Here is a 22,378-nt window from a genome sequence, read left to right as displayed (position 1 = left end):
GGAGGGCACGCGCGGACGCGCCCTCCCCGTCCGGTCAGGCCGCCCGGCCTCGCCGCACGAGGCCCACGGCCACCTTTTCCCGGTTCAGGAGGAGCCCATGGCCTTCTTCAGTTCGGCCGCCGCGTTGCGGTACACCGGCAGCAGGTCGAGGTCCTCGCCCGGGTAATTGACGATCTTCACTTGCTTGGCCCCCGAGTCGGGCAGGACGGTCCCGGTCGACATGTGGGCGTTGTCGAGGACGAGCGCCGGCTTCTTCGCGGAGAGCTCGGCGAGCTGCGCCGGGGTGACGGCCTCGGGGCCGAACGTGCCCACAGGGGTGGCGCCCGCGAGCTTGGCGGCCCAGGCGGTGAAGACCTGGGTGACGACGGAGGGACTCTTGCCGCCGGGCCACGCGGCCTGGACGTCCTTGTTCAGCTTGCCGTACTCGGTGTCGAAGCCGGTCTTCCACTTCGTGGCCGCGTCCTGCGTGCCGAACAGAGCGCCCAGCTTGTCGACCTCGGCCTTGACCTTGTCGGGGTCGTTGTCGAGGTTGACCTCGACGAGCTTCGCCTTGGAGCCGGCGGCCTCCTTGATCTTCGCGGCGTACGGTTCGAAGGGCGCGTACAGCACGAAGTCGGCCTTGGCGACGGCGGCGAGGTCCGAGGGCTTGGGGTCGTAGTCGGGGGCGTGGTGGACCGACTGCGGCACGATGACCTTGACGTCCTCGGCCCCGGCGGCCTTGGCGAACGCGCCCTCCCAGGTGGTGGTCACGACCACCACGGGCTTGTCCTTCCCGGCAGCCGGAGCGCCGGCCTTCGCGGAGGTGCCGTCGGCGGCCTTCGGGTCGGTGCTGTTGCCGCAGCCGGTGACGAGGGCGAGTGCCGCGCTCAGTGCGAGGAGGGAAGAGATACGGACGCGGGTGCGCGCCATGAGCTGATTCTCCGTTCGGGTATGAAATGCACGGCGAGGACGAGTGCCCCCGCGGTCAGGACGAGTACGGGGCCGGGCGGCCAGTCAAGCCACAGGGCCAGCAGGAACCCGGTCGCGTTGACGGTCACGCCGATTCCGACCGCCCAGAGGGTGATCGACTTCAGCGAGCTGCCCAGGCGGCGCGCGGCGAGTGCGGGCAGCAGGGTCAGGGCGTCGACGAGGAGGGCGCCGGTGAGCTTGATCGCCCCGGCGACGGCGATCGCGACGAGCACCAGGAGGACGGCGGTCAGCGCCCGCACCGGGACCCCGGAGCACTGGGCGAGCTCGCGGTCGTAGAGGAGCAGGCCGACATCGCGCCGCCGCCACCGGAACAGGCCCGGTACGACGGCGGCCAGTACCCCGAGCACGATGAGATCGGGCGTGCCGACCGAGAGGATCGACCCCCACAGAAGGGCGAAGGCCCCGGACGCGTTCACCCCCGACACGGCGAGCAGCAGCAGCGCGGCGGCGATGGCCAGGCTCATCAGCAGACCCATGGCTCCGGACAGGCCGTCGGGCGTGCGGGCGAGCGGGGCGACTCCCGCTCCGGCCAGGGCGCAGGCGACGAGCGCGCACAGCATCGGGTCGAGGCCGGTCAGCAGCCCGATCGCGATGCCGAGCAGGGCCACGTGCATCATCGCGAACCGGACCGGCATGATGTCGAGCCCGACGATGACCACCCCGATGACGGGCAGGCCGATGGCCGCGAGCAGCAGCGCGAGACCGGCCCGCTGGACGGGCAGCAGCTGGAGGAGCGCACCGAGGTCGGCGGTGGCGAGGTTCACCGAGGTCACCGGACCTCCCGCAGCCGGCCCGCGGCCATCTCCAGCACCCGGTCGCACCGGTCTGCCAGGGCCCGGTCGTGCGTGACGACGACCAGGGTCACCGGGAGGGACGTCAAAACGTCTGCGGCCTCCGCCTGCCCGTCGAAGTCGAGGGCGGCGGTGGGCTCATCGGCGAGCAGGACCTGGGCGCCCGCGGCGACGCAGCCGATCGCGCGAGCCAGGTACATCCGCTGCAACTGGCCGCCGGAGAGGGTGTGCAGCGGGCGTTCGATCAGCGTCCCGACTCCCAGCCGGGCGGCGGCTTCACCGGCGTCCTTGGGCGCGGTACTGCTGGCCAGCAACTCGGCGCCGAGCAGTGGGAAACGGCCGGCTGCGGGCTTCTGGGGGATCCAGGCGCAGGCCCGGCGCCGCCAGGCCCACTCGGCGGGGGAGCCGGTGTCGCGGCCGCCGACCGAGATCGAGCCCGTCACCTGGCGGTGCAGGCCGAGCACAGCACGCAGCAGGGTGGTCTTGCCGGAGCCGTTGGTGCCGGTCAGCGCAACGCGCTCACCGGCGGCGATCTCCAGATTCACATCGGAGACCGCCTCCACCCGGCCGTGCCGGCAGGCGACCGCCCTCATGCGCACATCCAGCCCGCCCATCCCACACCTTTCGTCGTTCCGGCCACGTGGAGCGACGGGTGCCCGCCGCCCACTGTTCCAGTAGTCGGACGACGTATGACCGGAGTTCCCGTGAGGGGGAAGCCTTTTGTGCGCACGGGCCGGCTCCCCGCCGCCGCGGCGTTCGTCACCCTGCGCTCAGATCGCCGCGGCGACTTCGTAGCCGGCTTCGACGATGGCGGCGCGGATCAGACGGTCGTCGAGCGGAGCGCCGCTCACCGTGACGGAGTGGGTGTCGAGGTCGACAACGACGCCGCTGACCCCGGATACCTGCTCGACCTCCTCGGTGATGTGGGTTTCCGCGAGTTCGGGGCGGTTGGAAGCAGTCGAAGCACGGGTTCCATCCGCTGTGCTCCTACGGGGCCGCGAAGGCGTGCTTGCGCCCGCTACCGAACGGGCATTCCCTTCCCGTCCGGTGACGGGAGGCCGTTCCGTGGGCGGACGTGAAAAGGGAAGGTGCGCGTGATGACCGATATCAATTCATTGACGCCCGTAGCGACGTTCTGTGGCAAGTGTGACTGCGGGTGCCCCCAGTTGTACGTTGACGAGTCCGCGCCGGTCGAACGGCGGATCGTCATCACCGACGACTTCGGGCAGCGCGTGGAGATGAGCGCCGACCAGTTCGGCTCCCTCGTCGAGGACGCCAAGGCGGGCAAGCTCGACGCGGTCGCCGCCGTCTGAGCCGGCCGTCGCCTCCGGCCCCACCCAGGACAGGGCCCGCTCGGCGCTGTCCTGGGTCGGGCATCCTCCCCGGTGCACGTTGAGGGTGCCGGAGGCTGCGAACCGGGCGGTGTGCACGTGTTGACCGGACGGGGCGTGTGGAGGGGTTAGGGCCGACGCGGGTCGGTTGCGGTCTCGGCCTGGTCCCACACCGTCTCGAACGCCAGCCTCAAGCAGGCGGCCAGCGCCGGGTGTTCGATGTAGAGCGCGGTGGTGGTCCGGGTGTCGGCGACGGGGTCGGGCATGTCGCACAGGACTTGTGTGGCGTCGGCGATGATCAGCTTCAGCGGGAGTGCCGGTGCGAACCGGGCTTCCTCGCCCGCTTCGCCGAACCGGCGTACGTTCTCCAGGACTTCCGTGTCGCCGAGCCCGTCATGGGCGTAGACGGCGCGGGCGGTACCCCCGGCACGGCGCAGTCTGCGGACGGCCTTGATGCCCTCGTTGTTGGCCGTGGGCGCCACGAAGGGCGGCTTGCAGAAGCTGAGGAGTTCGTGCGTGGCCTGCCGTTGGATGCTCGCGAAGCGTTCGGCGATCGCCTTGGGATCGCGCAGTACCTCGATGTAGTCGAGGGGGTCGGTGTGTGTCCGTCCGTCGGACCAGATCGGCGCCAAGGCGGCGGCGAGCGCCGTCGACGCCTGGTTCAGCCGTTCCAGTGACTCCCTTTGAAGGGCCATCAGGCGGGCAAGAGCCAGCTCGGGGGCCACGGCGGAGAAGGTGGCGACCCGTCCGGGACGCAGGATGGTGAGGCGCCGCCGGACGAGCGCGTCCAGTACGTCGTACACGCGCTGGCGGGGGACGTCAGCAGCGCGGGCCACCTCGGCCGCCGTGAAGGACGCGCGCCTGACCAAAGTGAGGTAGACCCGCGCCTCGTACCGGGACAGCCCGAGCTCGACGAGGTCGTTGACCGCGCTGTCATCCAACTCCATGGCAGAGCACGGTATACCCGGAGATCACCCACCGAAAGAAAGCCTTTGCCCTAAGGGGGTATTCCCTTGGGCCCGTTCGTCACTACGTTCTGCCGTGGCCACCACTCCACGTGGTGACAGCTCGTACCAATGAACCCGTGCCACTCGCCATCCCGCGTCGACGCCGTCGCACCTGGCATGTCATGGACCTGCCAGTCAAACGGCCATCCCGCGTCGCGGGGAGTCAACCCCCCATGGAGGGCCGTTCATTGCAATCGACCATGCCCCAGCGCGTCAGACGGCTGACCCGTAGCGGCGCCACCGCCTTGCTCTCGACGGTGGCCCTCATATCCGGCGGCACGCTGGCAGTCGCCTCCCCGTCCGTCGCCCCGACCGCCCCCGCGGGCGCTTCGGACGCCACGGCCGCGCACGCCCAGCGGCTCTGCTCGGAGCCGACGAAGGCCGGCTACATGGCCTGCCACGCTCTGGCCCGCACCGACATCAAGCAGCAACTCAGCCTCGGTCCGAACCTGGTTCCGTCCGGCTACGGGCCCACCGACCTGCAGAGCGCGTACGCCCTGTCGGCCTCGGCCGGCGCCGGCGCGACGGTCGCCATCATCGACGCCTACGACGACCCGAACGCCGAGTCGGACCTGGCGGCCTACCGCTCCCAGTACGGACTGCCGGCCTGTACCACGGCCAACGGCTGCTTCAAGAAGGTCGACCAGAACGGCGGCACCAGCTACCCCACCGCCGACGCCGGCTGGGCGGGCGAGATCTCCCTCGACGTGGACATGGTCAGCGCCGTCTGCCCGCAGTGCCACATCCTGCTCGTCGAGGCGAACCAGCCCTCGATGGCCGACCTCGGCGCCGCCGTGAACCGCGCGGTGACCATGGGCGCCAAGTACGTCTCCAACAGCTACGGCGGCGGCGAGGACTCCACCGACCCCGCCTCCGACGCCTCGTACTTCAACCACCCGGGCGTCGCCATCACCGTCAGCTCCGGTGACAGCGGCTACGGAGTCGAGTACCCGGCGGCCTCCCAGTACGTCACCGCCGTCGGCGGCACCTCGCTCAGCCGCGCCGGAGGTACCACCCGCGGCTGGTCCGAAAGCGTCTGGGGCACCAGCTCCGGTGGCAACGGGGCCGGTTCGGGTTGCTCGGGCTACACCACCAAGCCGTCCTGGCAGACCGACAGCGGCTGCGCCAAGCGCACCGTCGCCGACGTCTCCGCCGTCGCCGACCCGGCCACCGGCCTCGCCGTCTACGACAGCTACCAGGCCAGCGGCTGGAACGTCTACGGCGGCACCAGCGCCTCGGCGCCGATCATCGCCTCCGTCTACGCCCTGGCGGGCACCCCGGCCGCCGGCAGCTACCCGTCGTCGTACCCGTACGCCCACACCGCGTCGCTCAACGACGTGACCAGCGGCGCCAACGGCTCCTGCTCCGGCGGCTACCTCTGCACCGCCAAGGCCGGCTACGACGGCCCGACCGGCCTCGGCACACCCAACGGCACCGCTGCCTTCGCGGGCGGCTCCACCGGGGGCAACACCGTCACGGTGGCCAACCCCGGCAGCCGGTCCACCACCGTCAACACGGCCGCCTCCCTCCAGATCCAGGCCACCGACTCGGCGAGCGGGCAGACCCTCACCTACAGCGCCACCGGACTCCCGCCCGGCCTGTCGATCAACGCCTCCACCGGCCTGATCAGCGGCACGCCGACCGCCGCCGGCACCTACAACGTGACGGTCACCGCCAAGGACACCACCAACGCGAGCGGCACCACCTCCTTCACCTGGACCGTCACCCCGGTGGGCGGCGGCTGCGCCCCGGTACAGCTCCTCGGCAACCAGGGCTTCGAGACCGGCAGCGCCAGTCCGTGGACCGCCTCCGCGGGCGTGGTCGACAACGGCAGCGGGGAGGCGGCGCACTCCGGCTCCTGGAAGGCCTGGCTGGACGGCTACGGCTCCACGCACACCGACTCGCTGTCCCAGTCGGTGACCATTCCCACGGGGTGCCACGCGACCCTCAGCTACTACGTGCACATCGACACCGCGGAGACGACCACCACCACCGCCTACGACAAGCTGACGGTGACGGCCAACTCCACCACCCTGGCCTCCTACTCCAACCTCGACAAGAACACCGGCTACGCGCAGAAGTCCTTCGACCTGTCCTCGTTCGCGGGGCAGTCGGTGACCCTCAAGTTCACCGGAACCGAGGACTCCAGCCTCCAGAGCTCGTTCGTGATCGACGACACCGCGCTCACCGTCGGCTGACCGCTCCGTGAACGACGGGCCCGGACCGCAGGCATCGGTCCGGGCCCGTCCGCCTGTGCGACGCCGCCCGCGCCCCTCAGCCGACTACCACGGTCACCTGCCGGAGCAGCCCGGTCGACGCTTGGACGCAGCCGACAGGGTCCGGGTTCCATCGACCGGGCGTCGTGCTGCGTCCCGGTGAGGCAGCCGCTCTCCACACCGGCTTGACGAACGTGCCGAGGAGCCATCGGCCCCGGGCGGGGCCGGGCTGGACGGTGCCGTGGCTGCGACCACCGCCCAGCCCGAAGTCTGCCGATGAAGACCAGTTCCTGGCCCTGGGCGGTGTCCGGGCCGCGGGCCCCCGAGGGCCCGAACCGGGCCACCGCGCCGGCCTGGGACCACAGGCCGGTCACCCGGGGGCGGCTGGCGAGCCAGAAGAAGCCCTTGGAGCGCAGGATTCGCCCGAAGGTGCCGCTGTCGAGGCCCTTGGTGACGAACGTCCACAGCCTGCCGGGGTGGAAGGCAGCGTCGGCGCGGAACACCAGTGAGGAGATGCCGTACTCCTCGGTCTCCGGGACGTGGTCGCCGTTGAGCTCCTTGACCCAGCCCGGGGCTCCTCGACTCCTGCCTGCTGACGGACGCGGAGTACGGGTCGGGGCGCGAAGCCTGGAAGCACCTGCCCGCCGCCTTCGACTCCCTCCTCGACGCCGCCTGACACCCGCACCCACCTGATCACGGCCCGGCGAGGCCGTAACCGAATCGTTCCTGCAAGGAGAAGCTGCCCCATGGCCCGACGCCCGCACCCCGGCAAGCCCGTGAAGTCCCGGCCCAACCCGCTCGACGCGGCCGAGATCACCTACATCGACTACAAGGACACCGACCTGCTGCGGAAGTTCATCTCCGACCGAGGGAAGATCCGCAGCCGGCGCGTCACCCGAGTGACGGCCCAGCAGCAGCGTGCCCTCGCCACGGCCATCAAGAACGCGCGGGAGATGGCGCTACTGCCGTACGCCGGCCGCTGACGGCACCTGGGCTCATCACCCGGGACACCGTCAGCCGGTCCCCTGGGTCGCTTCGACGAACGTGTACGGCGACGTCGTCCGGAGGCGGCGCCCCCGTCCTGCTGTGCGGCACGGCTTCGAGCTCATCGGGGCCGCCCGGGGCCGGCCCGGCCGTCTTCGCCGCAGCGGCGGGAAGGCGTCCCCGAGGAGGCTCCCGGGCGATCTGCTCGGGTTCTGGCACCAGCTTCTGTGGTGGGCCGCTTCCGGCAGGGGGACTTGCTCGTGTCTGCCCCTCACATCCGGACTCGTCAGGCGTGGGTGTCGGGGACCACCGTCGATGGCTTGTGGCCCTCGGCGATCCATTGGGCCAGGGAGGCCAGGGTGGCTTCCGCGCTGTCCGCCATGTAGGCGCGCAGGGCGTCCAGGTCGGTGTGGGTGGTGCCCAGGACCGGGTCGAGGCGCAGGAGTCGCCAGGACTGCTGGACGATCGTGCCGCGTCCGCGGGGCCGGAAGGTCCAGTCCCATCCGACGATGCCCTCCTCGGCGCCGCCGACGACGAAGCCGAACGCGTGCGCCGGGTCGGCGCGTACGACCTGGGAGCGGGTGGTCCACTCCTTGTCGTCCTTGCGGTTGTGGCCGCTGAACCACGCGCCGGGCCGGGGGCCGGCGCCGTGGTCGTAGTCGGCGCGGGTCGCGTTGGGGCTCCAGCGGCTGATCGCGGAAACGTCGGCAACCAGTTCGTACACCCGGGCGGGCGGGGCGTCGACCCAGGCCCGTCTGGTGAACGCGTAGGCGGCCGGGTCGAGGGTCTCGAAGGCAGTGTGGGGGGCGGGTGCGCCGGGCGTGGAGCTCACGGTGTCCTCCTGGTGGGTGGGGCGGCCGGACCGGCCGTGTCCATGGGACCGGTCGTCGCGCCGTGGGGACCAGACCCGCTCCTGGCTACCCACAGCTGGGGCAGGCTGACTGTTCGCGGGACGACTGATACTCGGAGCCATGAACCGGAAATCGCAGCTAGGGGAGTTCTTGCAGACGCGGCGTTCCCAACTGCGTCCCGAGGACCTCCACCTGCCCACCTACAACGAGCGCCGGCGGGTGCCGGGGCTCCGGCGCGAGGAGCTGGCTCTGCTGGCGGGGGTGAGCTCCTCCTACTACACGCGGCTGGAGCAGGGGCAGTCGCAGAGCGCCTCACCGGAGGTGCTGGACGCGATCGCCCGGGCCCTGCGGCTGGACGAGTTCGAGCGCCGCCACCTGCACGACCTGGCCGAGGTCGACAGGGACCGGCCCCGGCACCGGGCCCGGCGGCCCGCGCCGGAGCGCGTGAGCGAGGCGACACGCCAGTTGCTGGACGTCCTGACGGACGTACCGGCGATCGTGCTCGGCCTGCGCGGTGACGTGCTGGCGTGGAACCGCCTGGGACACGCCCTGTTCGCGGGGCATCTGGACTTCGGCGCCCCGCAGGCGGCGGCGCAGCCTCCCAACATGGCCCGCCTGGTGTTCCTCGACAGCCACACCCGTGCGCTGTACGCGGACTGGCCGGGCAAGGCCAGGGCGGTGGTGGGCAACCTGCGGCTGGTGGCCGGCCGTCACCCCGAGGACGCGATGCTGCACGCCCTGGTGGGTGAACTCAGCTCGCGGAGCCGGGAGTTCGCCACGATGTGGGCCGACCACCGGGTCAGGGCGTGCACCGCCGCATCCTATGAGATGCGGCACCCGCTGGTCGGCGCGCTCACCGTCATCCAACAGACCCTGAGCCATGGGCCGGGGCCCAACGTCGTCGTGGCCACCACGGAGGAAGGTTCACCCTCTCGTGCCGCGGTGACCTTGCTGGCGCAGGCCACCGCCGAAGCCACGGTCCTGGGCTCCGGATCCCGTACGGCGCGGCAAGTCACCGCGGCCACGGGCGGGACCGCCTCGGGGGAGGCCGGACCGGCCGTTCCGGGCCGGTCCGGCCCCCCGGCGACAGCCGGCTGACCCCGCGCACCACCACCTCACCGCCTCACCACCTCACCGGGCCCTCGACGCCCGCCCGTCTCTCCCCGGCAGGCCGACCACCGGCCGCCGCCGGGAGCGGCCTTGTGCCCATTCGGACTCGGCCGGCACCCCCGCCTCCCTGTGCGCGTCGGCATGCCGCTTCCGCATGCCCGAAATCGAGTGAAGGAACCATGGTCAAGAAGAACCTCTCCCGGTCCGTCGTCATGATGGCCGCCCTGGCCACCGCGGCCGGTGTCGCGCTCGGCCCGGCCCAGGCGTCGGCCTACGCTCCGCCGCTGAGCGGCGCCCGGATCTCCGTGCACTTCGACCCGGCCCAGGGCCGGACACCGGAGAACATCGCCCTCGCACCGGGAGGCGACGCGTACGTCACCTTCGCGGCCGGCCGGCAGGTCGCCAAGGTCACCCCGGGCGGCAGCACGCAGGTCCTGGCCACCCTGCCCGCTCCCGCCGACGGCGGCGTCCACACCCCGGTCCTGGGCTTCGCGCTCACCACCGGCATCGTCCGTGCCCCCGACGCCACCCTGTACTTCCTGTACGCGACGGGCACCCCCGACCTGACCGGCCTGTGGCGCCTGCGGCCCGGCGGCCGGCCGCAGCGCATCGCCGCGCTCCCGGCGGACGGCCTGCCCAACGGCCTGGCCCTGGACGCGCGCACCCGCACCCTGTACGTCACCGACTCCGTACGGGGCACCATCTGGCGCGTGCCCACCCGGGGCGGCACCCCCGTCGCCTGGTCCACCGCGCCCGAACTGGCTCCGGCCGGTTTCCTCGGCGCCAACGGCCTGAAGTTCCGCAACGGTGAGCTGTGGGCCACCAACCTCGACAAGGGCACCGTACTGCGCATCCCCGTCCAGCGAGACGGGCGTGCCGGCCGGGTCCGCACCGAAGCCACCGGGCTGCCGGGGATCGACGACTTCGCCTTCACCGGCCGCGGCGAGCAGCTGCTGGCCGCTCTCAACCGCTCCAGCCAGGTCGCGCTCGTCCAGCCCGACGGCAGCCACAGCATCGTGCTGAGCGGGGCCGACGGCCTGCAGAACCCCACCTCCATCGCCCTGAGCGGAACGCGCGTCTACGTGATGAGCGCCGCCTACCTCACCGCCAAGGACCCCAACATGCTGCTCGCCCGCATGACCAAGTAAGGCCCCCCGCGCAGTTCGGCGGGGCCTACCGGGCAAGACACCCGGGCGGCCCCGCCGGACTGCCCACCCTGATCCTCGGCGGCGCCTGTTCACGGCCGGCACCCGGCGGATGGCTGCCGCACACGCCGCCGCCGCATCCGGGCGGACCTACCGCTACGCATTCGCGTGGCGCTCCGACGCACTCAGCGGGCAACTCGGCGCGAGCCACGTCATGGAAACGCCCTTCGTGTTCGACCGCCTGACGCTGGCTTCCCTGCCCGGCCACCCCACCTACGGGCGCCGGCGTCCCGAGCGCAGGTCGGTGATCGCGACCAGGCGACCGCCGGTGACGGCCTCGTCCCCGACGCGGAGTTCGGCCGGTGCCGTCTCCACCGGCACCCGTCCCGCCGGAACCGCCACCCCGCCCACCCGCCCGCGCCCGCAGCGCAGCGCTTCAGCAAGGCCCGGGGATTGCTAAACGGACCGACAGTCCGTATGTTTTCGCGTATGCGGACTGTCGGTCCGATTCGGTTTGCCACGCCCTTCGATCGGAACGGAAGCCTCGATCATGAACATGTCCATGACGGCTGCGGATCTGTACCGCCACGGCCTGCAACTGCTGCTGGAGAAGGACATCCCTGGCTGGGTGGAACTGTGGGACGAGGATGGTGTCCTCGAATTCCCCTTCGCGCCCGAGGGCTGGCCCGGAAAGCTGGAGGGCAAGACCGCGGTCGGCGCGTACATGCGCCACTACCCCGACCACGTGGACCTCCACGACTTCCCCGACGTGCGGATCCACCAGACCACCGCCCCCGAGACGATCGTGGTCGAGATGCGCGGGGTCGGCCGCCTGGTGGAGAGCGACAGCCCCTTCGACATGACCTATATCGCCGTGGTCACGGTCAAGGACGGGCTCATCACCTCCTACCGCGACTACTGGAACCCCCTCGCCGTGTCGCAGCCCGGCGCCGACTTCGTGGGAGTGGACCGATGAAGCCCATCAGCGCAACCTTGGTCATCGGTGCCACCGGAACCACCGGCCGCCGCGTCACCGCCCAACTGAACGCCGAAGGCCACAGGGTCAAGGCCGCCAGCCGCAGGGCCACCCCGGTCGACGGCGCGCAGGCCGTGCGCTTCGACTGGAACGAGCCCGCGACCTGGGACGATGCCCTGGCCGGCGTCGACCGCGTCTACCTCGTGCCGCCCATCGGTTCCTCCGACCCGGCCGCGGTGATGCTGCCCTTCCTCCGTAAGGCCCGCGCGGGCGGCGTCCGCCGCGCGGTGCTGCTCAGCTCCTCCGCGATCCCTGCGGGCGGTCCGGCGGTGGGGCAGGTCCATGAGGCGCTGCCAGGGCTGTTCGAGGAGTGGGCGGTGCTGCGTCCGTCCTGGTTCATGCAGAACTTCGCCGGCCACACCCCGCACGCACGCAGCATCCGGGAAGAGGGCGCCATCCGGACGGCCTCAGGTGACGGTCGTGTCGGGTTCGTCGATGCGTCCGACATCGCCGCCGTCGCCGTACGCGCCCTGACCGACGACCAGGCCCCCAACGCCGATCTGCTCCTCACCGGGCCGCAGGCACTGAGCTACGACGAGGTCGCCGCGATCATCACCGAGGTCACCGCCCGACCCGTCGCGCACCGGCAGCTGACCTTCGAGCAGCTGCGCGACCGCTGGGCGGCCGAGATCCCGCTGGAGTTCGCCACCATGCTGGCCGGCATGGACCGCGCCATCGCAGAGGGCGCGGAGGACCGCACCACCGACACCGTCCAGCGCCTCACCGGCCGCCCCCCGGGCACGCTGCACGCCTTCGCCGAGCGGGAGCTGCGGTCAAGCAGCTGATGTTCCACGACGACCCGGCATTCCGGTTCGAGACCACCCTCGACGGCGTCTTCGAGCTGTCGGTGCCCTGACCGCGCGCCTTCCGCTGCCAGCCGGGCGCCCTCCGCCTCGCGACAGCGCGTATCTTCGACTGGCTCGACGACATGCTCCCACCCGTCGCGCGCACGCCCCGGACAGGACGACGACCAAGGAGTATCCGTGACCCAGCGGACGGAGCGGGCGGACGCCCAGCGCAACCGGGAGGCCGTCCTCGCTGCCGCCGACACGCTGTTCGCCGCCAGCAGCAGCCCCCACAGCGTGTCGATGGACGACATCGCCGCGGCGGCCGGGGTGGGCAAGGGCACCCTCTTCCGCCGATTCGGCGACCGCGCCGGCCTGATCGCCGCCGTGATCGCCTCCCGCATCGAACCCCTGCAGCAGGCCGTACGGCAGTCTCAGGACGCGGCCGGCTCCTCTCCGCGACAGCAGGTGCTGGACCTCCTCGACGCCGCACTCCTCTTCAAGATCAAGAACCGGAACCTGATGGCGGCCGCGGAGGACGCCGGGCTCAGCAGCCCTTACCAGGCCGAGCACTACGGCCGCTGGCACGACACCCTGCGCGGGGTGCTGGATCTCCTACCCGGCGTCCGCGACGCGGACTTCACCGCCCACGCACTGCTGGCCGCCATCCGCGCCGACCTCGTCACACACCTGATCGACGACCGGAAGATGCCCCCCGAACAACTGCGGGCCTCACTCGCAGCCCACGTCGAAAACGTTCTCGGCCCCAACCCCCCACCGGGCGACGGCCATACCGTGGCATGAACAGGCCGCTGCCCGGCTACAGTCCGGAGATCGCGGACAGGGTGCCGGCGGCGAGATCCTCCGCGCGCTCGCCCATGCCGAACCTCTGGTCGGGTTGGCGCAGGCTCAGCACGGCCAGGCCGTGCAGGCTACTTCGTGGGCCAGTACGCGCAGGCACGCTCGACTCCCTGGCACACCAGCACGTCGGGCTCGTGGACGACTAGGCCGCCCGCGCACTGCCGATCCACGTGGCCTTCTACCTGCACATCGGCTTCGCCGGGCTGTCGTCGGCGCTGGGCCCGTGGCAGTTCTCCAAGCGACTGCGCAGCCGCCGTCCGCGCGTCCACCGCGGCGTCGGCCGCGCGTACCTGGTCAGCGTCGCGCTCGGCGCGGTCTCCGCGCTCGTGATGTCGATGTTCAGCTCGGTGGGCCTGCTCGGCTTCTGCGGCTTCGGTTCACTTGCGGGGCTGTGGGGCTGGACGGCCTGGCGCGGCTACCGCGCCATCCGTGAACGCGACCTGCCCGGCCACCAGGCCTGGATGATCCGGAACTTCGCGCTCACCTATACGGCGGTCACCCTGCGGGCCTGGTTCGGCGTGCTCGTCCTCGCCCAGGTTCCGTTCGCCCAAGGGGCAGACCCGTTCCCCGCCGTTCTCGCGCAGGCGTACGCCCCGCTGCCCTTCCTGTGCTGGCTGCCCAACCTCGTCATCGCCGAGTGGATGATCCGCCGCCGGGGCCTGCCGGCACCGCACCTCGCTGGGTGAACCCGCTGCACGACCGAACGGGCCGAGGGCGCGGCGCCGTACCGCGCCGGATTCCGACCCGGCCCCACCTGCCGCCGTACGCCGACCACGTCACCTCTCCGGGAGAAGCCATGACCGTCTACACCGTCAAGAACCTCGCCTCGTCCGCCTTCCTCGTCACCGCCGGGAGCAGGGCGATGATCGTGGACACCGGCGTTGCCGGACGGGCCCCCGCGATGCTCCGGCAGATCGCCGACGCGGGCCTGCGCCCCACCGACGTCAGTCTCATCCTGCTCACCCACCACCACGCCGACCACAGCGGCTCGGCACTGACCCTGCGCGAGGCCACCGGCGCGCCCATCGCCATCCACCGGGACGACGCCGACCAGCTCCGCCGCGGCGGTCGCGTCGACTGCAGCCCACCAGCCTGGTGCCGCGCCTGATGAAGGTCATGCTCGCCAAGGCCGAGATCCCCGCCATCGAGCCCGACATCATCCTCGGAGACGAGGAAGACCTGGCCCGCCACGGCGGAATCGGCCGGTCCCTCTCGACCCCCGGCCCCACCCCCGGATCCGTCTGCGTCCTGCTCCCCGACAACAGCATCGTGGCCGGCGACGCCCTCTCCGCCGGCGTCATGCGGGCCCGGACCGCCCGCAAGCCGATGTTCGCCACCGATCCCGACGCCGCCGCCCACAGCATGCGCGTCATCGCGAGCCACGCTCCGACCACGGTGTACGTCGGCCACGGCGGCCACCTCACGGCACCATCCGTCGCCGCACTCCAGGCCCGCTGACCCCCGCTGCCCCGCCCGTACCTGTGAACCGGGCGGGGCACGCCGTCACCGTCCTGTGGCCGGCTGTCCCCAGCGTCCCGCCGCCCGGCCTCCTCCACGACAGCGACCGAGCGGCCGAATCGACCGATGGACTCGCGGCCACGTGCCGCCTTGCCTGCCTTCTGCCTTGCTCGGGTCACCGGCCAGGGCATCGTCCACTACGCCTCGCAGTCTGTGCGAGGCGCGGATCCGTCGTACGGAAACGGGTCGAGCGGAGGGTGCTGGTCGGGGCGGGCTGTTCCGTCACGGCCATCGCTGCGATTGTTCAGAACAGACCGAGCTTCTTCGGCGAGTAGCTGACCAGCAGGTTCTTGGTCGACTGGTAGTGGTCCAGCATCATCTTGTGCGTCTCTCGGCCGATGCCCGACTGCTTCACTCCTCCGAAAGCGGCGTGGGCCGGGTAGGCGTGGTAGCAGTTCGTCCAGACGCGGCCCGCCTGGATCGCGCGGCCGGCGCGGTAGGCCGTGTTGATGTCGCGGGTCCAGACGCCGGCCCCCAGGCCGTAGGACGTGTCGTTGGCGATGCGCACGGCGTCGTCGAAGTCCTGGAAGGACGTCACCGACACCACCGGGCCGAAGATCTCCTCCTGGAAGATCCGCATCCGGTTGTCCCCCTCGAAGATGGTCGGCTGGACGTAGAAGCCGCCCGCCAGGTCACCGCCGTGGTCGATGCGCCCGCCGCCCGTGAGGACCTTCGCGCCCTCCCGCTGGCCGATCTCCACGTACGACAGGACCTTCCTCAGCTGTTCCGCCGAGGCCTGCGCACCGATCATCGTGTCCGTGTCCAGGGGATGACCCGGCACGATCAGCTCCGTACGGGCGACCGCCGCGTCCAGGAAATCTCCGTACCGGCCGCGCTCGATCAGGGCGCGCGACGGGCTGGTGCAGACCTCGCCCTGGTTCAGCGCGAACATCGTGAAGCCCTCCAGGGCCTTGTCGCGCAGGTCGTCGTCCGTCGTCCAGATGTCGTCGAAGAACAGGTTCGGACTCTTGCCGCCGAGCTCCAGGGTGACCGGCTTCAGGTGCTCGGCCGCGTACTGCATGATCAGACGCCCGGTCGAGGTCTCCCCGGTGAAGGCCACCTTCGCCACGCGCGGGCTCGACGCGAGCGGCTTGCCCGCCTCCTCGCCGAAGCCGTTGACGACGTTCACCACGCCCGGCGGCAGCAGGTCGGACACCAGGCTCAGCCAGTAGTGCACCGAAGCCGGCGTCTGCTCGGCCGGCTTGAGCACCACCGTGTTGCCGGCCGCGAGCGCCGGGGCGATTTTCCACACGGCCATCAGGACGGGGAAGTTCCACGGGATGATCTGGGCGACCACGCCCAGCGGCTCGTGGAAGTGATAGGCCACCGTGTCGTCGTCGAGCTGGCTCAGCGCCCCCTCCTGGGCGCGCAGCGCGCCCGCGAAGTAGCGGAACTGGTCGATCGCGAGGGGTATGTCCGCGGCGAGGGTCTCGCGGACCGGCTTGCCGTTCTCCCACGTCTCCGCGACCGCGAGGGCCTCCAGGTTCTGCTCCATGCGGTCCGCGATGCGCAGCAGGACCGTGGACCGGTCGGCGACCGAGGTGCGGCCCCAGGCGGGGGCGGCCGCGTGCGCCGCGTCCAGGGCCCGCTCCACGTCCTCCGCCGTGCCGCGCGCGATCTCGGTGAAGGGCCGGCCGTTCACGGGGGAGGGGTTCTCGAAGTACCGGCCCCGGGCCGGTTCGACGTACTCGCCGCCGATGAAGTGGTCGTAGCGGGACGCGTACGTCATCAGCGCGCCCTCGGTACCGGGCGCAGCGTAACGGGCCATGGTGTTCCTCCCCTTGCCGGGCGCCGGCCACCGTCGGACGGCGCTCGGGGAGGAGGCTAGGAGCGGGCGGGTTGCGGATACGTTGCGTACCGCCGGGGCATCCGCTGCGGGCCGCCGCCCAACTCCGCGTCCAGGGCCCGTACGCGGGCCAGCGCGGCCGGCCGGCCCTCCGGCGGCAGGGCCGCCGCCAGCGCCCGCCACACCTCCGGGTCCTCCGCTCCCCACGCACTGCACACCCAGTCGGTCAGCAGCCCCGTGTCCGCGCGGGCGATCACCGCCGCCCGCGCCTGGTCCTCGATGCGCCGCCGCAGCCGTACGATGCCCGGCGCGCCGGAGGCCGGCAGCAGGGGGCCCGCGTACCGGGACAGGCCGGCCGACACCGCGCCGGCGGCCAGGTGCCGGGTGACCGCGGTGAAGTCGGCCTCCACGGGGGCGGCGGTCCGGTAGGGGCGGGAGAGCAGGTTCCCGGCGCCCAGCAGCGTGCGCAGCCGGGACACTTCCGCGCGCAGGGTCACCGCCGAGACCGACTCGTTCTCGTACAGCGCGTGGGCGAGTTCCTCCCCCGACAGGCCCTCGGGGTGCTGTGCGAGCAGCGCTACGATCTCGCTGTGCCGCCGGCCCAGTACGATCCGCCGGCCGCCGAGCACCAGCAGGGCCTCGTCGCGGCCGAGCGCCGCGAGGCTGTCCCGGGCGGCGTCGGCCGGCTGCGGCGCGAGCAGCGCCAGCTGGGCCTCGGCGGCCCGGGCCACCGCCTGTACGAAGGCGAGCGAGTGGGGATGGGCCAGTCCGTCGCCACCGGTGATGTCGACCGCCCCCAGCACCCGTCCGGTGGAGGGATCGCGCACCGGAGCCGCCGCGCAGGTCCAGGGGTGCACGAGGCGGCTGAAGTGTTCGGCCCCGAAAACCTGGACGGGCTCCCCGAGCGCGACCGCCGTGCCGGGTGCGTTGGTTCCCATCGCGGTCTCCGCCCAGCGGGCCCCCGGTACGAAGCCCAGCCGCTCGGCCCGCCGCAGGGTCGCCGGTTCCCCCTCGACCCACAGCAGCGCGCCCCGCGCGTCGCACACCGCGAGCAGATGGGCCCCGTGCGCGGCGAACGCCCCGACGAGGTCCCGGAACAGGGGCATCACCCGGGCCAGGGGGTGTGCCGCGCGGTAGTCCCGCAGGTCCGCCCCGGCCAGCTCCAGCCGGGGCGCGCACTCCGGGCTGACCCGCGCCCGCGCGCACCGCCGCCAGGACTTCGCGATCACCGCCCGGACCGGCGGCTCGACGTGCCCGTCCCGGGTGAAGGCCTCGTGGGCCCGCCGCAGGACGCGCGTGCGCTCGACGGGATCGGCCCCGCCCGGCAGCGCCAACGACGGACCGCCCATGTCACCCTCCCGAGGGGCCGTGGCGCCGCGGGTGCGCGGAGCGCCCMCATCGTCGTGCGGCTCCCGGTCCCCGGCAAGCACTACGTCGGCCACACCACGCCGAAACCGGGTGGCGCGGGGGATTCGAGGGGGCCGGAGCGATGCCGCGACCCGGGTCGCTTCGAAGACCGCCCGGGTGGCCGGGAACGCAYGGCCCCCGTGGCGCGTTGTGACAGGTAGTGGTCGACGTGGAAGAAGGAGGTGTCCGCAGATGTCGAAGGGCGCGAAGATCGCCGTTGGCGCGGTCGTGGCAGCCATCGTGCTGTATTCCCTGCTCGGGTTCTGGGCAGGACTGGCGGTCCTGATCGGGGTCCCGGTGGTGGCGTATCTCCTGCTGGACTCCTCCCAGAAGCGTCGTCTGCGGGGCATGTCCAGGAAGCAACTCGGCCGCTGAAGGCCGCAGGGGGGGAGTTTTCGATGAGCAAGGCACGGATCAGGGCGGTCAGCAGCAACGCCGAGTACTCGTTCACCAAGCCCAACCGGGAGAGCATCACGCTGCTCGCGGGCCTGGGGGTGGAGGGCGACGTGCACGCGGGGGTCACGGTCAAACACCGTTCACGGGTGGCCGCCGACCCGACCCAGCCGAATCTGCGCCAGGTGCACCTGATCCACCGGGAGCTGTTCGACGAGGTGGCCGCGGCCGGATTCAGAGTCGGACCGGGCCAGCTCGGGGAGAACGTCACCACCGAGGGCATAGACCTGCACGCGCTGCCGACGGGCACCCTCCTGCGCCTCGGCGAGGAGGCGGTGGTCGAAGTGACCGGGCTGCGCAATCCCTGCCCGCAGATCAACGCCTTCCAGGACGGGTTGCTCAAGCAGGTCGTCGGCCGGGACGAGGAGGGCCGGGTGGTGCGCAAGGCCGGGATCATGGGCGTGGTCCACCGGGGAGGCACGATCCGCCCCGGCGACGCCATCACGGTGACCCTGCCGGAACTCCCGCACGTTCCGCTCGAACGCGTCTGAGGCCCGGTCGGCCGGCCGCGCCGACGCAGGGCATCGGCGGGCCGCCGGTCCGCCGGCGGGCGGCCTTCGCCGCACGCGCCGACTCGCGGCCGGGCTCCGGGGCGACTGGAGGGCGTGCGCCCGCGTGCGCCCGCGGGCGCACGGCGGGGCGTCAGGACGGCCGGGTGGCCACCCGCTCCAGGGCCGCCAGCAGCTCCGGGAGTTCGGGCAGTTCCGCGTCGCCCGCGCGCGGGACGGTCAGGACCTCGCCCGGCTCCTCGTCCAGCAGGACGAAGGCCGCGTCGTCGGTCCGGGCCACCAGGGACCATCCGGGTCCGTCCGCCCGGATGGTCCGCACGCCCTCACCGGCGAAGGCGGACCTGACACGGCCCGGCGGTGGCGCCTGCAGGGCGTATCCCGTGGCCTCCCGCAGCGCCCGCGCCAGCCCGGGGTGCGCCGCGGCGGCGGCCCCGCCGTCCGTCGCGACCCGCTCGCGCCAGTCCGCCCACTCCCGGGCTATCTGGTCCGCGCCCATGCGCCGCTGCACCGGGCCCCACGACTCCGCTGACGGCGGGGCCAGCGGCACCCGCCCGGTGCCGTCCGCGCCCTGCTCGGGATCGTGCGGCTCCGGGATGCCCGGCGCCGCCACCGTCAGATCCAGCGGCCAGCCCGCCAGCGAGAGCACGATCGTGTTCTCGTCGGGCGACAGCTCGTACTCCATGCCGCAGTCCCAGGAGGCGATCGCGGTGGCCACGAGCGAAACGTCGTCGACGACGACCGTCCAGCGCGCGCCCTCCGCGTCCTGCCCGAGCACCAGCCCGTACCCGTCGGCGACCGGTGGCACGCCCAGAAGGGCGCAGGCTTGCGGAAAATCGTCGCCGAACGCCGTCGGGAACTGCGTGGGGGTCAGCAGTACGGCGGTCAGCACGAACAGCGAACCCCCATCCTCCTCAGCGGACACGTGGCCTCCCGATCGCTCTCTCGTCGGCGCACCTTAACCAGCGGGTAATAGGCGCGTCGAGAGCCCACGGGCGGCGATTTCCAAGCCCGCTACCTGCACGTAGAGTTGGGCACCCGCCACAGAAAGGGACACCGGTGCAGCGTTACGACCGGCTGAGGGAGATCCTCCGGCTCGACCCCGACAAGGACTTCCTGGCCATCTACCGGCTCACCGCCACCTATGAGTTCCCGTGGGACTTCGCCCGCGCCCTGGAACTCGCGCTCTTCCGCACCTACGCCGTCCCCTCCATCGGCAGCCTGCTCGCCGAGACGGCCGAATTCACCCGGCGCGCCCAGAAGCGCTACGACGACACCGCGCTGCTCCTCGACGCGGTCGTCGAGCACGGCTTCGACAGCGACACGGCGCGCACCGCGATCCGTCGCGTCAATCAGATGCACCGCAGCTACGACATCTCCGACGACGACATGCGCTACGTCCTGTGCACGTTCGTCGTGATCCCCGCCCGCTGGATCGACGCCTACGGCTGGCGCCCGCTGACCCACCACGAGCGGCGGGCCTGCGCCAACTACTACGCCACCCTCGGCCGCCATCTGGGCATCAAGGACGTTCCGGGCTCCTACGAGGAGTTCGAGACCACCCTGAACGCCTACGAACAGGCGCACTTCGGCTGGGACGAAGGGGGCCGGGAGGTCGCCGACTCCACCCTCGACCTCATGGCGTCCTGGTACCCGGCACCGCTCGCCCCCGCCGTGCGCCGCGCGAGCCTCACCCTCCTCGACGAGCCGCTGCTGAGCGCCTTCCGCTACGAGCCCCCGGGCCCCGGCCTCCGGCGCCTGGTCCGGGGCGCGCTGTGGCTTCGGGGCCGCGCGGTGCGGCTCCTGCCGCCCCGCCGGGCCCCTCACTACGCCCGCCAGAACCCGGAGATCAAGGGCTACCCCGACGGCTACGACGTCGGCGAGCTCGGTACGTTCCCCGTGCCCGGCGCGGGCGGCTGCCCCGTGCCGCATCCGCGCCGCCCGGCCGGAGCCGAAGCCCAGCCGCCCGCGTAGCCGCCGGGCGCCGGGGCGGCCCCGGCGCGCGGGGCGACGTAGGGTCCGAAGGGCTCAGGGGCGGCGGGCCGCCAGGACCAGAAAGCGGGCGTCCTCGTCGGCGTACGAGGTCATGTCCCAGCCCGAACCGGACAGCAGCGGGCGGAGGTTGTGCTCCGCCCGCAGGTCGTCCGGGGCCAGCTCGCGACCGTGGCGGGCGGCGAGCGCCGCTCGCCCGATCGGGTGAAACAGCGCGAGGCGGCCGCCGGGGCGGACCGCACGGGCGAGCTCGCGCAGGTTCGCCGCCGGGTCGGGCAGGTGCGCGATCAGCCCGGCCGCGAACACCGCGTCGAGGGATCCGTCGCGCAGCGGCAGCCGGGCCACGTCGGCGAGCAGCAGGGTGCCGTCGGCGTCCCGCCCGGCCTCCCGCGCGGCGGCCAGCATCCGCTCGGTGAGGTCCACGCCGAGCACGGTTCCGGAAGGGCCGACGGCCGCGCGCAGCGGGGTCAGGGCCCGGCCCGTCCCGCAGCCCGCGTCGAGCACCCGGTCGCCGGGGCCCAGGCCCAGCTCGCCCACGGCGGCCGTGAAGGCGGGCCCGTCCTCGGGGAACTTGCGGTCCCAGTCGGCGGCGCGTGCCCCGAAGAACTCCTGCACGTGTGTGTGGTCCTCGTTCGTACGGCTCATGCCCCCATGATCCCGTACCGCCGCCCGCCTGCGGGCCGTGTGCAAGCTGGCACGTGGTGTGATCGGAGATGAACGTATCTCTGTCATATTCCAGCAGTTCCAGCGGCTTTCGAAATGCTTCCCCTGTTCGTGCCCTCACCCGGACTAGCGTCCCGTGGCCATGGGACACCTGGACCACGCCGCCTATGGCTGGCTGACACCCGCACTGTCATATGTGATGGCATCGATCGGCGCCGCCCTCGGACTGCGCTGCACCGTCCGCGCGCTCGCCGCCACCGGGGCCTCCCGCCGCAACTGGCTCCTCACGGCGGCCTCGGCCATCGGCACCGGCATCTGGACGATGCACTTCGTCGCGATGCTCGGCTTCCACGTCACCGGCACCGAGATCCACTACAACGTGCCGCTGACCATCCTCAGCCTGCTCGTCGCGGTGCTCGTCGTCGGCGCCGGGGTCTTCGCCGTCGGCTACGGCAGGGCCCGCGGCCGGTCCCTCGTCCTCGGCGGTCTGACCACCGGACTCGGCGTCGCGAGCATGCACTACCTCGGCATGGCGGCCCTGCGCCTGCACGGCCGGGTCGCCTACGACCCGCTCACCGTCGGGCTCTCCGTCGTCATCGCCGTCGTCGCCGCCACCGCCGCCCTCTGGGCCGCCCTCGACATCAAGTCGCCGGCGGCCGTGGCCGTCGCCTCGCTGGTGATGGGCCTCGCGGTCAGCAGCATGCACTACACCGGGATGCTGGCCGTCTCCGTCCGCGTCACTCCCTCGGACCAGGCGCTGCCCGGAGCCACCGCCCTGCAGTTCATCTTCCCGCTCGCGGTCGGGCTCGGCTCCTACCTCTTCATCACCGCCGCGTTCGTGGCGCTGTCCCCGACCGCCGACGAACGCGCCGCGTCCGCCTCGGCTTCCGGTGCCGTCGCCGTCCCCTCACCCGGACCCGCGGTCCCCGGCCGACCGGGCGAGGGCGCCGTGGCCGCGCACTGAACG

At 72.3% G+C, this 22,378-nt stretch carries 26 protein-coding genes and 1 pseudogene; 15 read left to right on the top strand and 12 right to left on the bottom strand.

What is annotated here, in order from left to right:
* Positions 1-84: 84 nt before the first annotated feature.
* From AB4039_RS01700 to AB4039_RS01685, 4 genes are all read right to left on the bottom strand, one after another.
* Entirely contained in the window at positions 85-909 is an 825-nt protein-coding gene (locus tag AB4039_RS01700; RefSeq protein WP_266837313.1) for a metal ABC transporter solute-binding protein, Zn/Mn family, read from the bottom strand.
* On the bottom strand, positions 867-1,742 hold the full coding sequence (locus tag AB4039_RS01695) for a metal ABC transporter permease (RefSeq protein WP_442269806.1): 876 nt from the start codon (positions 1,740-1,742) through the stop codon (positions 867-869). The genes AB4039_RS01700 and AB4039_RS01695 overlap by 43 nt, the downstream gene beginning before the upstream one ends.
* Positions 1,739-2,374: a metal ABC transporter ATP-binding protein gene (locus AB4039_RS01690; RefSeq protein ID WP_442269805.1), complete on the bottom strand. Its 636-nt coding sequence runs from the start codon at positions 2,372-2,374 to the stop codon at positions 1,739-1,741. The genes AB4039_RS01695 and AB4039_RS01690 overlap by 4 nt, the downstream gene beginning before the upstream one ends.
* 156 nt (positions 2,375-2,530) lie before the next feature.
* Positions 2,531-2,683 carry a cation transporter gene (locus AB4039_RS01685; RefSeq protein WP_266841461.1) on the bottom strand — a complete coding sequence of 51 codons (153 nt, stop codon included), beginning with the start codon at positions 2,681-2,683 and terminating at the stop codon, positions 2,531-2,533.
* Positions 2,684-2,857: 174 nt separating this feature from the next.
* Here AB4039_RS01685 and AB4039_RS01680 point away from each other — a divergent pair, with 174 nt between their 5' ends.
* Positions 2,858-3,073, top strand: coding sequence for a hypothetical protein (locus AB4039_RS01680; RefSeq protein WP_266837309.1), 216 nt, complete (start codon positions 2,858-2,860; stop codon positions 3,071-3,073).
* A gap of 146 nt (positions 3,074-3,219) precedes the next feature.
* On the opposite strand, the gene AB4039_RS01675 is transcribed toward AB4039_RS01680, so the two are convergent.
* Positions 3,220-4,038: a TrmB family transcriptional regulator gene (locus AB4039_RS01675; protein WP_442269804.1), complete on the bottom strand. Its 819-nt coding sequence runs from the start codon at positions 4,036-4,038 to the stop codon at positions 3,220-3,222.
* Positions 4,039-4,298: 260 nt separating this feature from the next.
* On the opposite strand from AB4039_RS01675, the gene AB4039_RS01670 reads away from it, so the two are divergent.
* The gene (locus AB4039_RS01670; protein WP_442269803.1) at positions 4,299-6,296 is read left to right on the top strand and encodes a putative Ig domain-containing protein; all 1,998 of its coding nucleotides are present in this window, start codon (positions 4,299-4,301) and stop codon (positions 6,294-6,296) included.
* 290 nt (positions 6,297-6,586) lie between these two features.
* Here the strand turns inward: AB4039_RS01670 and AB4039_RS01665 are convergent.
* Positions 6,587-6,901 (bottom strand): annotated as a pseudogene (locus AB4039_RS01665) (GTP-binding protein); the annotation flags it as partial.
* 159 nt (positions 6,902-7,060) lie between these two features.
* Between AB4039_RS01665 and rpsR the strand changes: the two are divergent.
* On the top strand, positions 7,061-7,297 hold the full coding sequence (gene rpsR / locus AB4039_RS01660) for a 30S ribosomal protein S18 (protein ID WP_427705810.1): 237 nt from the start codon (positions 7,061-7,063) through the stop codon (positions 7,295-7,297).
* A gap of 287 nt (positions 7,298-7,584) precedes the next feature.
* On the opposite strand, the gene AB4039_RS01655 is transcribed toward rpsR, so the two are convergent.
* Positions 7,585-8,130: an SRPBCC family protein gene (locus AB4039_RS01655; protein WP_266837301.1), complete on the bottom strand. Its 546-nt coding sequence runs from the start codon at positions 8,128-8,130 to the stop codon at positions 7,585-7,587.
* Positions 8,131-8,269: 139 nt separating this feature from the next.
* Between AB4039_RS01655 and AB4039_RS01650 the strand changes: the two genes are divergently transcribed.
* The 5 genes from AB4039_RS01650 to AB4039_RS01630 all read left to right on the top strand — a co-directional run bounded on the left by AB4039_RS01650 (position 8,270) and on the right by AB4039_RS01630 (position 13,029).
* Positions 8,270-9,247: a helix-turn-helix domain-containing protein gene (locus tag AB4039_RS01650; RefSeq protein WP_442269802.1), complete on the top strand. Its 978-nt coding sequence runs from the start codon at positions 8,270-8,272 to the stop codon at positions 9,245-9,247.
* Between the two features lie 191 nt (positions 9,248-9,438).
* Positions 9,439-10,407, top strand: a complete 969-nt coding sequence (locus AB4039_RS01645; RefSeq protein ID WP_442269801.1) for an SMP-30/gluconolactonase/LRE family protein — start codon at positions 9,439-9,441, stop codon at positions 10,405-10,407.
* Between the two features lie 559 nt (positions 10,408-10,966).
* On the top strand, positions 10,967-11,380 hold the full coding sequence (locus AB4039_RS01640; protein WP_442269800.1) for a nuclear transport factor 2 family protein: 414 nt from the start codon (positions 10,967-10,969) through the stop codon (positions 11,378-11,380).
* Positions 11,377-12,225: an NmrA family NAD(P)-binding protein gene (locus AB4039_RS01635; RefSeq protein WP_266837293.1), complete on the top strand. Its 849-nt coding sequence runs from the start codon at positions 11,377-11,379 to the stop codon at positions 12,223-12,225. The genes AB4039_RS01640 and AB4039_RS01635 overlap by 4 nt, the downstream gene beginning before the upstream one ends.
* Before the next feature lie 198 nt (positions 12,226-12,423).
* On the top strand, positions 12,424-13,029 hold the full coding sequence (locus AB4039_RS01630; protein ID WP_442269799.1) for a TetR/AcrR family transcriptional regulator: 606 nt from the start codon (positions 12,424-12,426) through the stop codon (positions 13,027-13,029).
* Between the two features lie 16 nt (positions 13,030-13,045).
* Here AB4039_RS01630 and AB4039_RS01625 read toward each other — a convergent pair whose 3' ends face one another.
* Positions 13,046-13,186, bottom strand: a complete 141-nt coding sequence (locus AB4039_RS01625; protein ID WP_442269798.1) for a hypothetical protein — start codon at positions 13,184-13,186, stop codon at positions 13,046-13,048.
* A 70-nt stretch (positions 13,187-13,256) separates the two neighbouring features.
* Here AB4039_RS01625 and AB4039_RS01620 point away from each other — a divergent pair, with 70 nt between their 5' ends.
* The 3 genes from AB4039_RS01620 to AB4039_RS01610 all read left to right on the top strand — a co-directional run bounded on the left by AB4039_RS01620 (position 13,257) and on the right by AB4039_RS01610 (position 14,544).
* Positions 13,257-13,772, top strand: coding sequence for a DUF2306 domain-containing protein (locus AB4039_RS01620; RefSeq protein ID WP_442269797.1), 516 nt, complete (start codon positions 13,257-13,259; stop codon positions 13,770-13,772).
* A 110-nt stretch (positions 13,773-13,882) separates the two neighbouring features.
* Complete coding sequence (locus AB4039_RS01615) at positions 13,883-14,194, top strand: MBL fold metallo-hydrolase (RefSeq protein WP_442269796.1); 312 nt, start codon at positions 13,883-13,885, stop codon at positions 14,192-14,194.
* Positions 14,194-14,544 carry a hypothetical protein gene (locus tag AB4039_RS01610; RefSeq protein WP_442269795.1) on the top strand — a complete coding sequence of 117 codons (351 nt, stop codon included), beginning with the start codon at positions 14,194-14,196 and terminating at the stop codon, positions 14,542-14,544. Before AB4039_RS01615 ends, AB4039_RS01610 begins: the two co-directional genes overlap by 1 nt.
* Before the next feature lie 304 nt (positions 14,545-14,848).
* Here AB4039_RS01610 and exaC read toward each other — a convergent pair whose 3' ends face one another.
* Both exaC and AB4039_RS01600 read right to left on the bottom strand, forming a co-directional pair.
* The gene (gene exaC, locus AB4039_RS01605; protein WP_266837287.1) at positions 14,849-16,372 is read right to left on the bottom strand and encodes an acetaldehyde dehydrogenase ExaC; all 1,524 of its coding nucleotides are present in this window, start codon (positions 16,370-16,372) and stop codon (positions 14,849-14,851) included.
* Between the two features lie 56 nt (positions 16,373-16,428).
* A complete protein-coding gene (locus AB4039_RS01600) occupies positions 16,429-17,739 on the bottom strand; it encodes a GAF domain-containing protein (protein WP_266837285.1) in 1,311 nt (436 codons plus the stop codon).
* 250 nt (positions 17,740-17,989) lie between these two features.
* On the opposite strand from AB4039_RS01600, the gene AB4039_RS01595 reads away from it, so the two are divergent.
* On the top strand, positions 17,990-18,172 hold the full coding sequence (locus AB4039_RS01595) for a hypothetical protein (protein ID WP_030232626.1): 183 nt from the start codon (positions 17,990-17,992) through the stop codon (positions 18,170-18,172).
* Between the two features lie 23 nt (positions 18,173-18,195).
* Positions 18,196-18,741 (top strand): MOSC domain-containing protein, encoded by a 546-nt coding sequence (locus AB4039_RS01590; protein WP_442269794.1) that lies wholly within the window; start codon positions 18,196-18,198, stop codon positions 18,739-18,741.
* Positions 18,742-18,892: 151 nt separating this feature from the next.
* Here the strand turns inward: AB4039_RS01590 and AB4039_RS01585 are convergent, their stop codons facing one another.
* A complete protein-coding gene (locus AB4039_RS01585) occupies positions 18,893-19,681 on the bottom strand; it encodes a hypothetical protein (RefSeq protein WP_266837280.1) in 789 nt (262 codons plus the stop codon).
* Positions 19,682-19,815: 134 nt separating this feature from the next.
* On the opposite strand from AB4039_RS01585, the gene AB4039_RS01580 reads away from it, so the two are divergent.
* The gene (locus AB4039_RS01580) at positions 19,816-20,730 is read left to right on the top strand and encodes an oxygenase MpaB family protein (RefSeq protein WP_442269793.1); all 915 of its coding nucleotides are present in this window, start codon (positions 19,816-19,818) and stop codon (positions 20,728-20,730) included.
* Positions 20,731-20,784: 54 nt separating this feature from the next.
* Here AB4039_RS01580 and AB4039_RS01575 read toward each other — a convergent pair whose 3' ends face one another.
* Positions 20,785-21,393, bottom strand: a complete 609-nt coding sequence (locus AB4039_RS01575) for a class I SAM-dependent methyltransferase (protein ID WP_442269792.1) — start codon at positions 21,391-21,393, stop codon at positions 20,785-20,787.
* Positions 21,394-21,553: 160 nt separating this feature from the next.
* Between AB4039_RS01575 and AB4039_RS01570 the strand changes: the two genes are divergently transcribed.
* Complete coding sequence (locus AB4039_RS01570) at positions 21,554-22,375, top strand: MHYT domain-containing protein (RefSeq protein ID WP_442269791.1); 822 nt, start codon at positions 21,554-21,556, stop codon at positions 22,373-22,375.
* The last annotated feature ends 3 nt before the right edge of the window (positions 22,376-22,378 follow it).

Source organism: Streptomyces sp. M-16, assembly GCF_052114405.1.
In the GTDB taxonomy this organism is placed as follows: Bacteria; Actinomycetota; Actinomycetes; order Streptomycetales; family Streptomycetaceae; genus Streptomyces.
The sequence above is the reverse complement of the archived record's forward strand: the minus strand, read 5'-3'. Positions and strand labels throughout refer to the sequence as shown.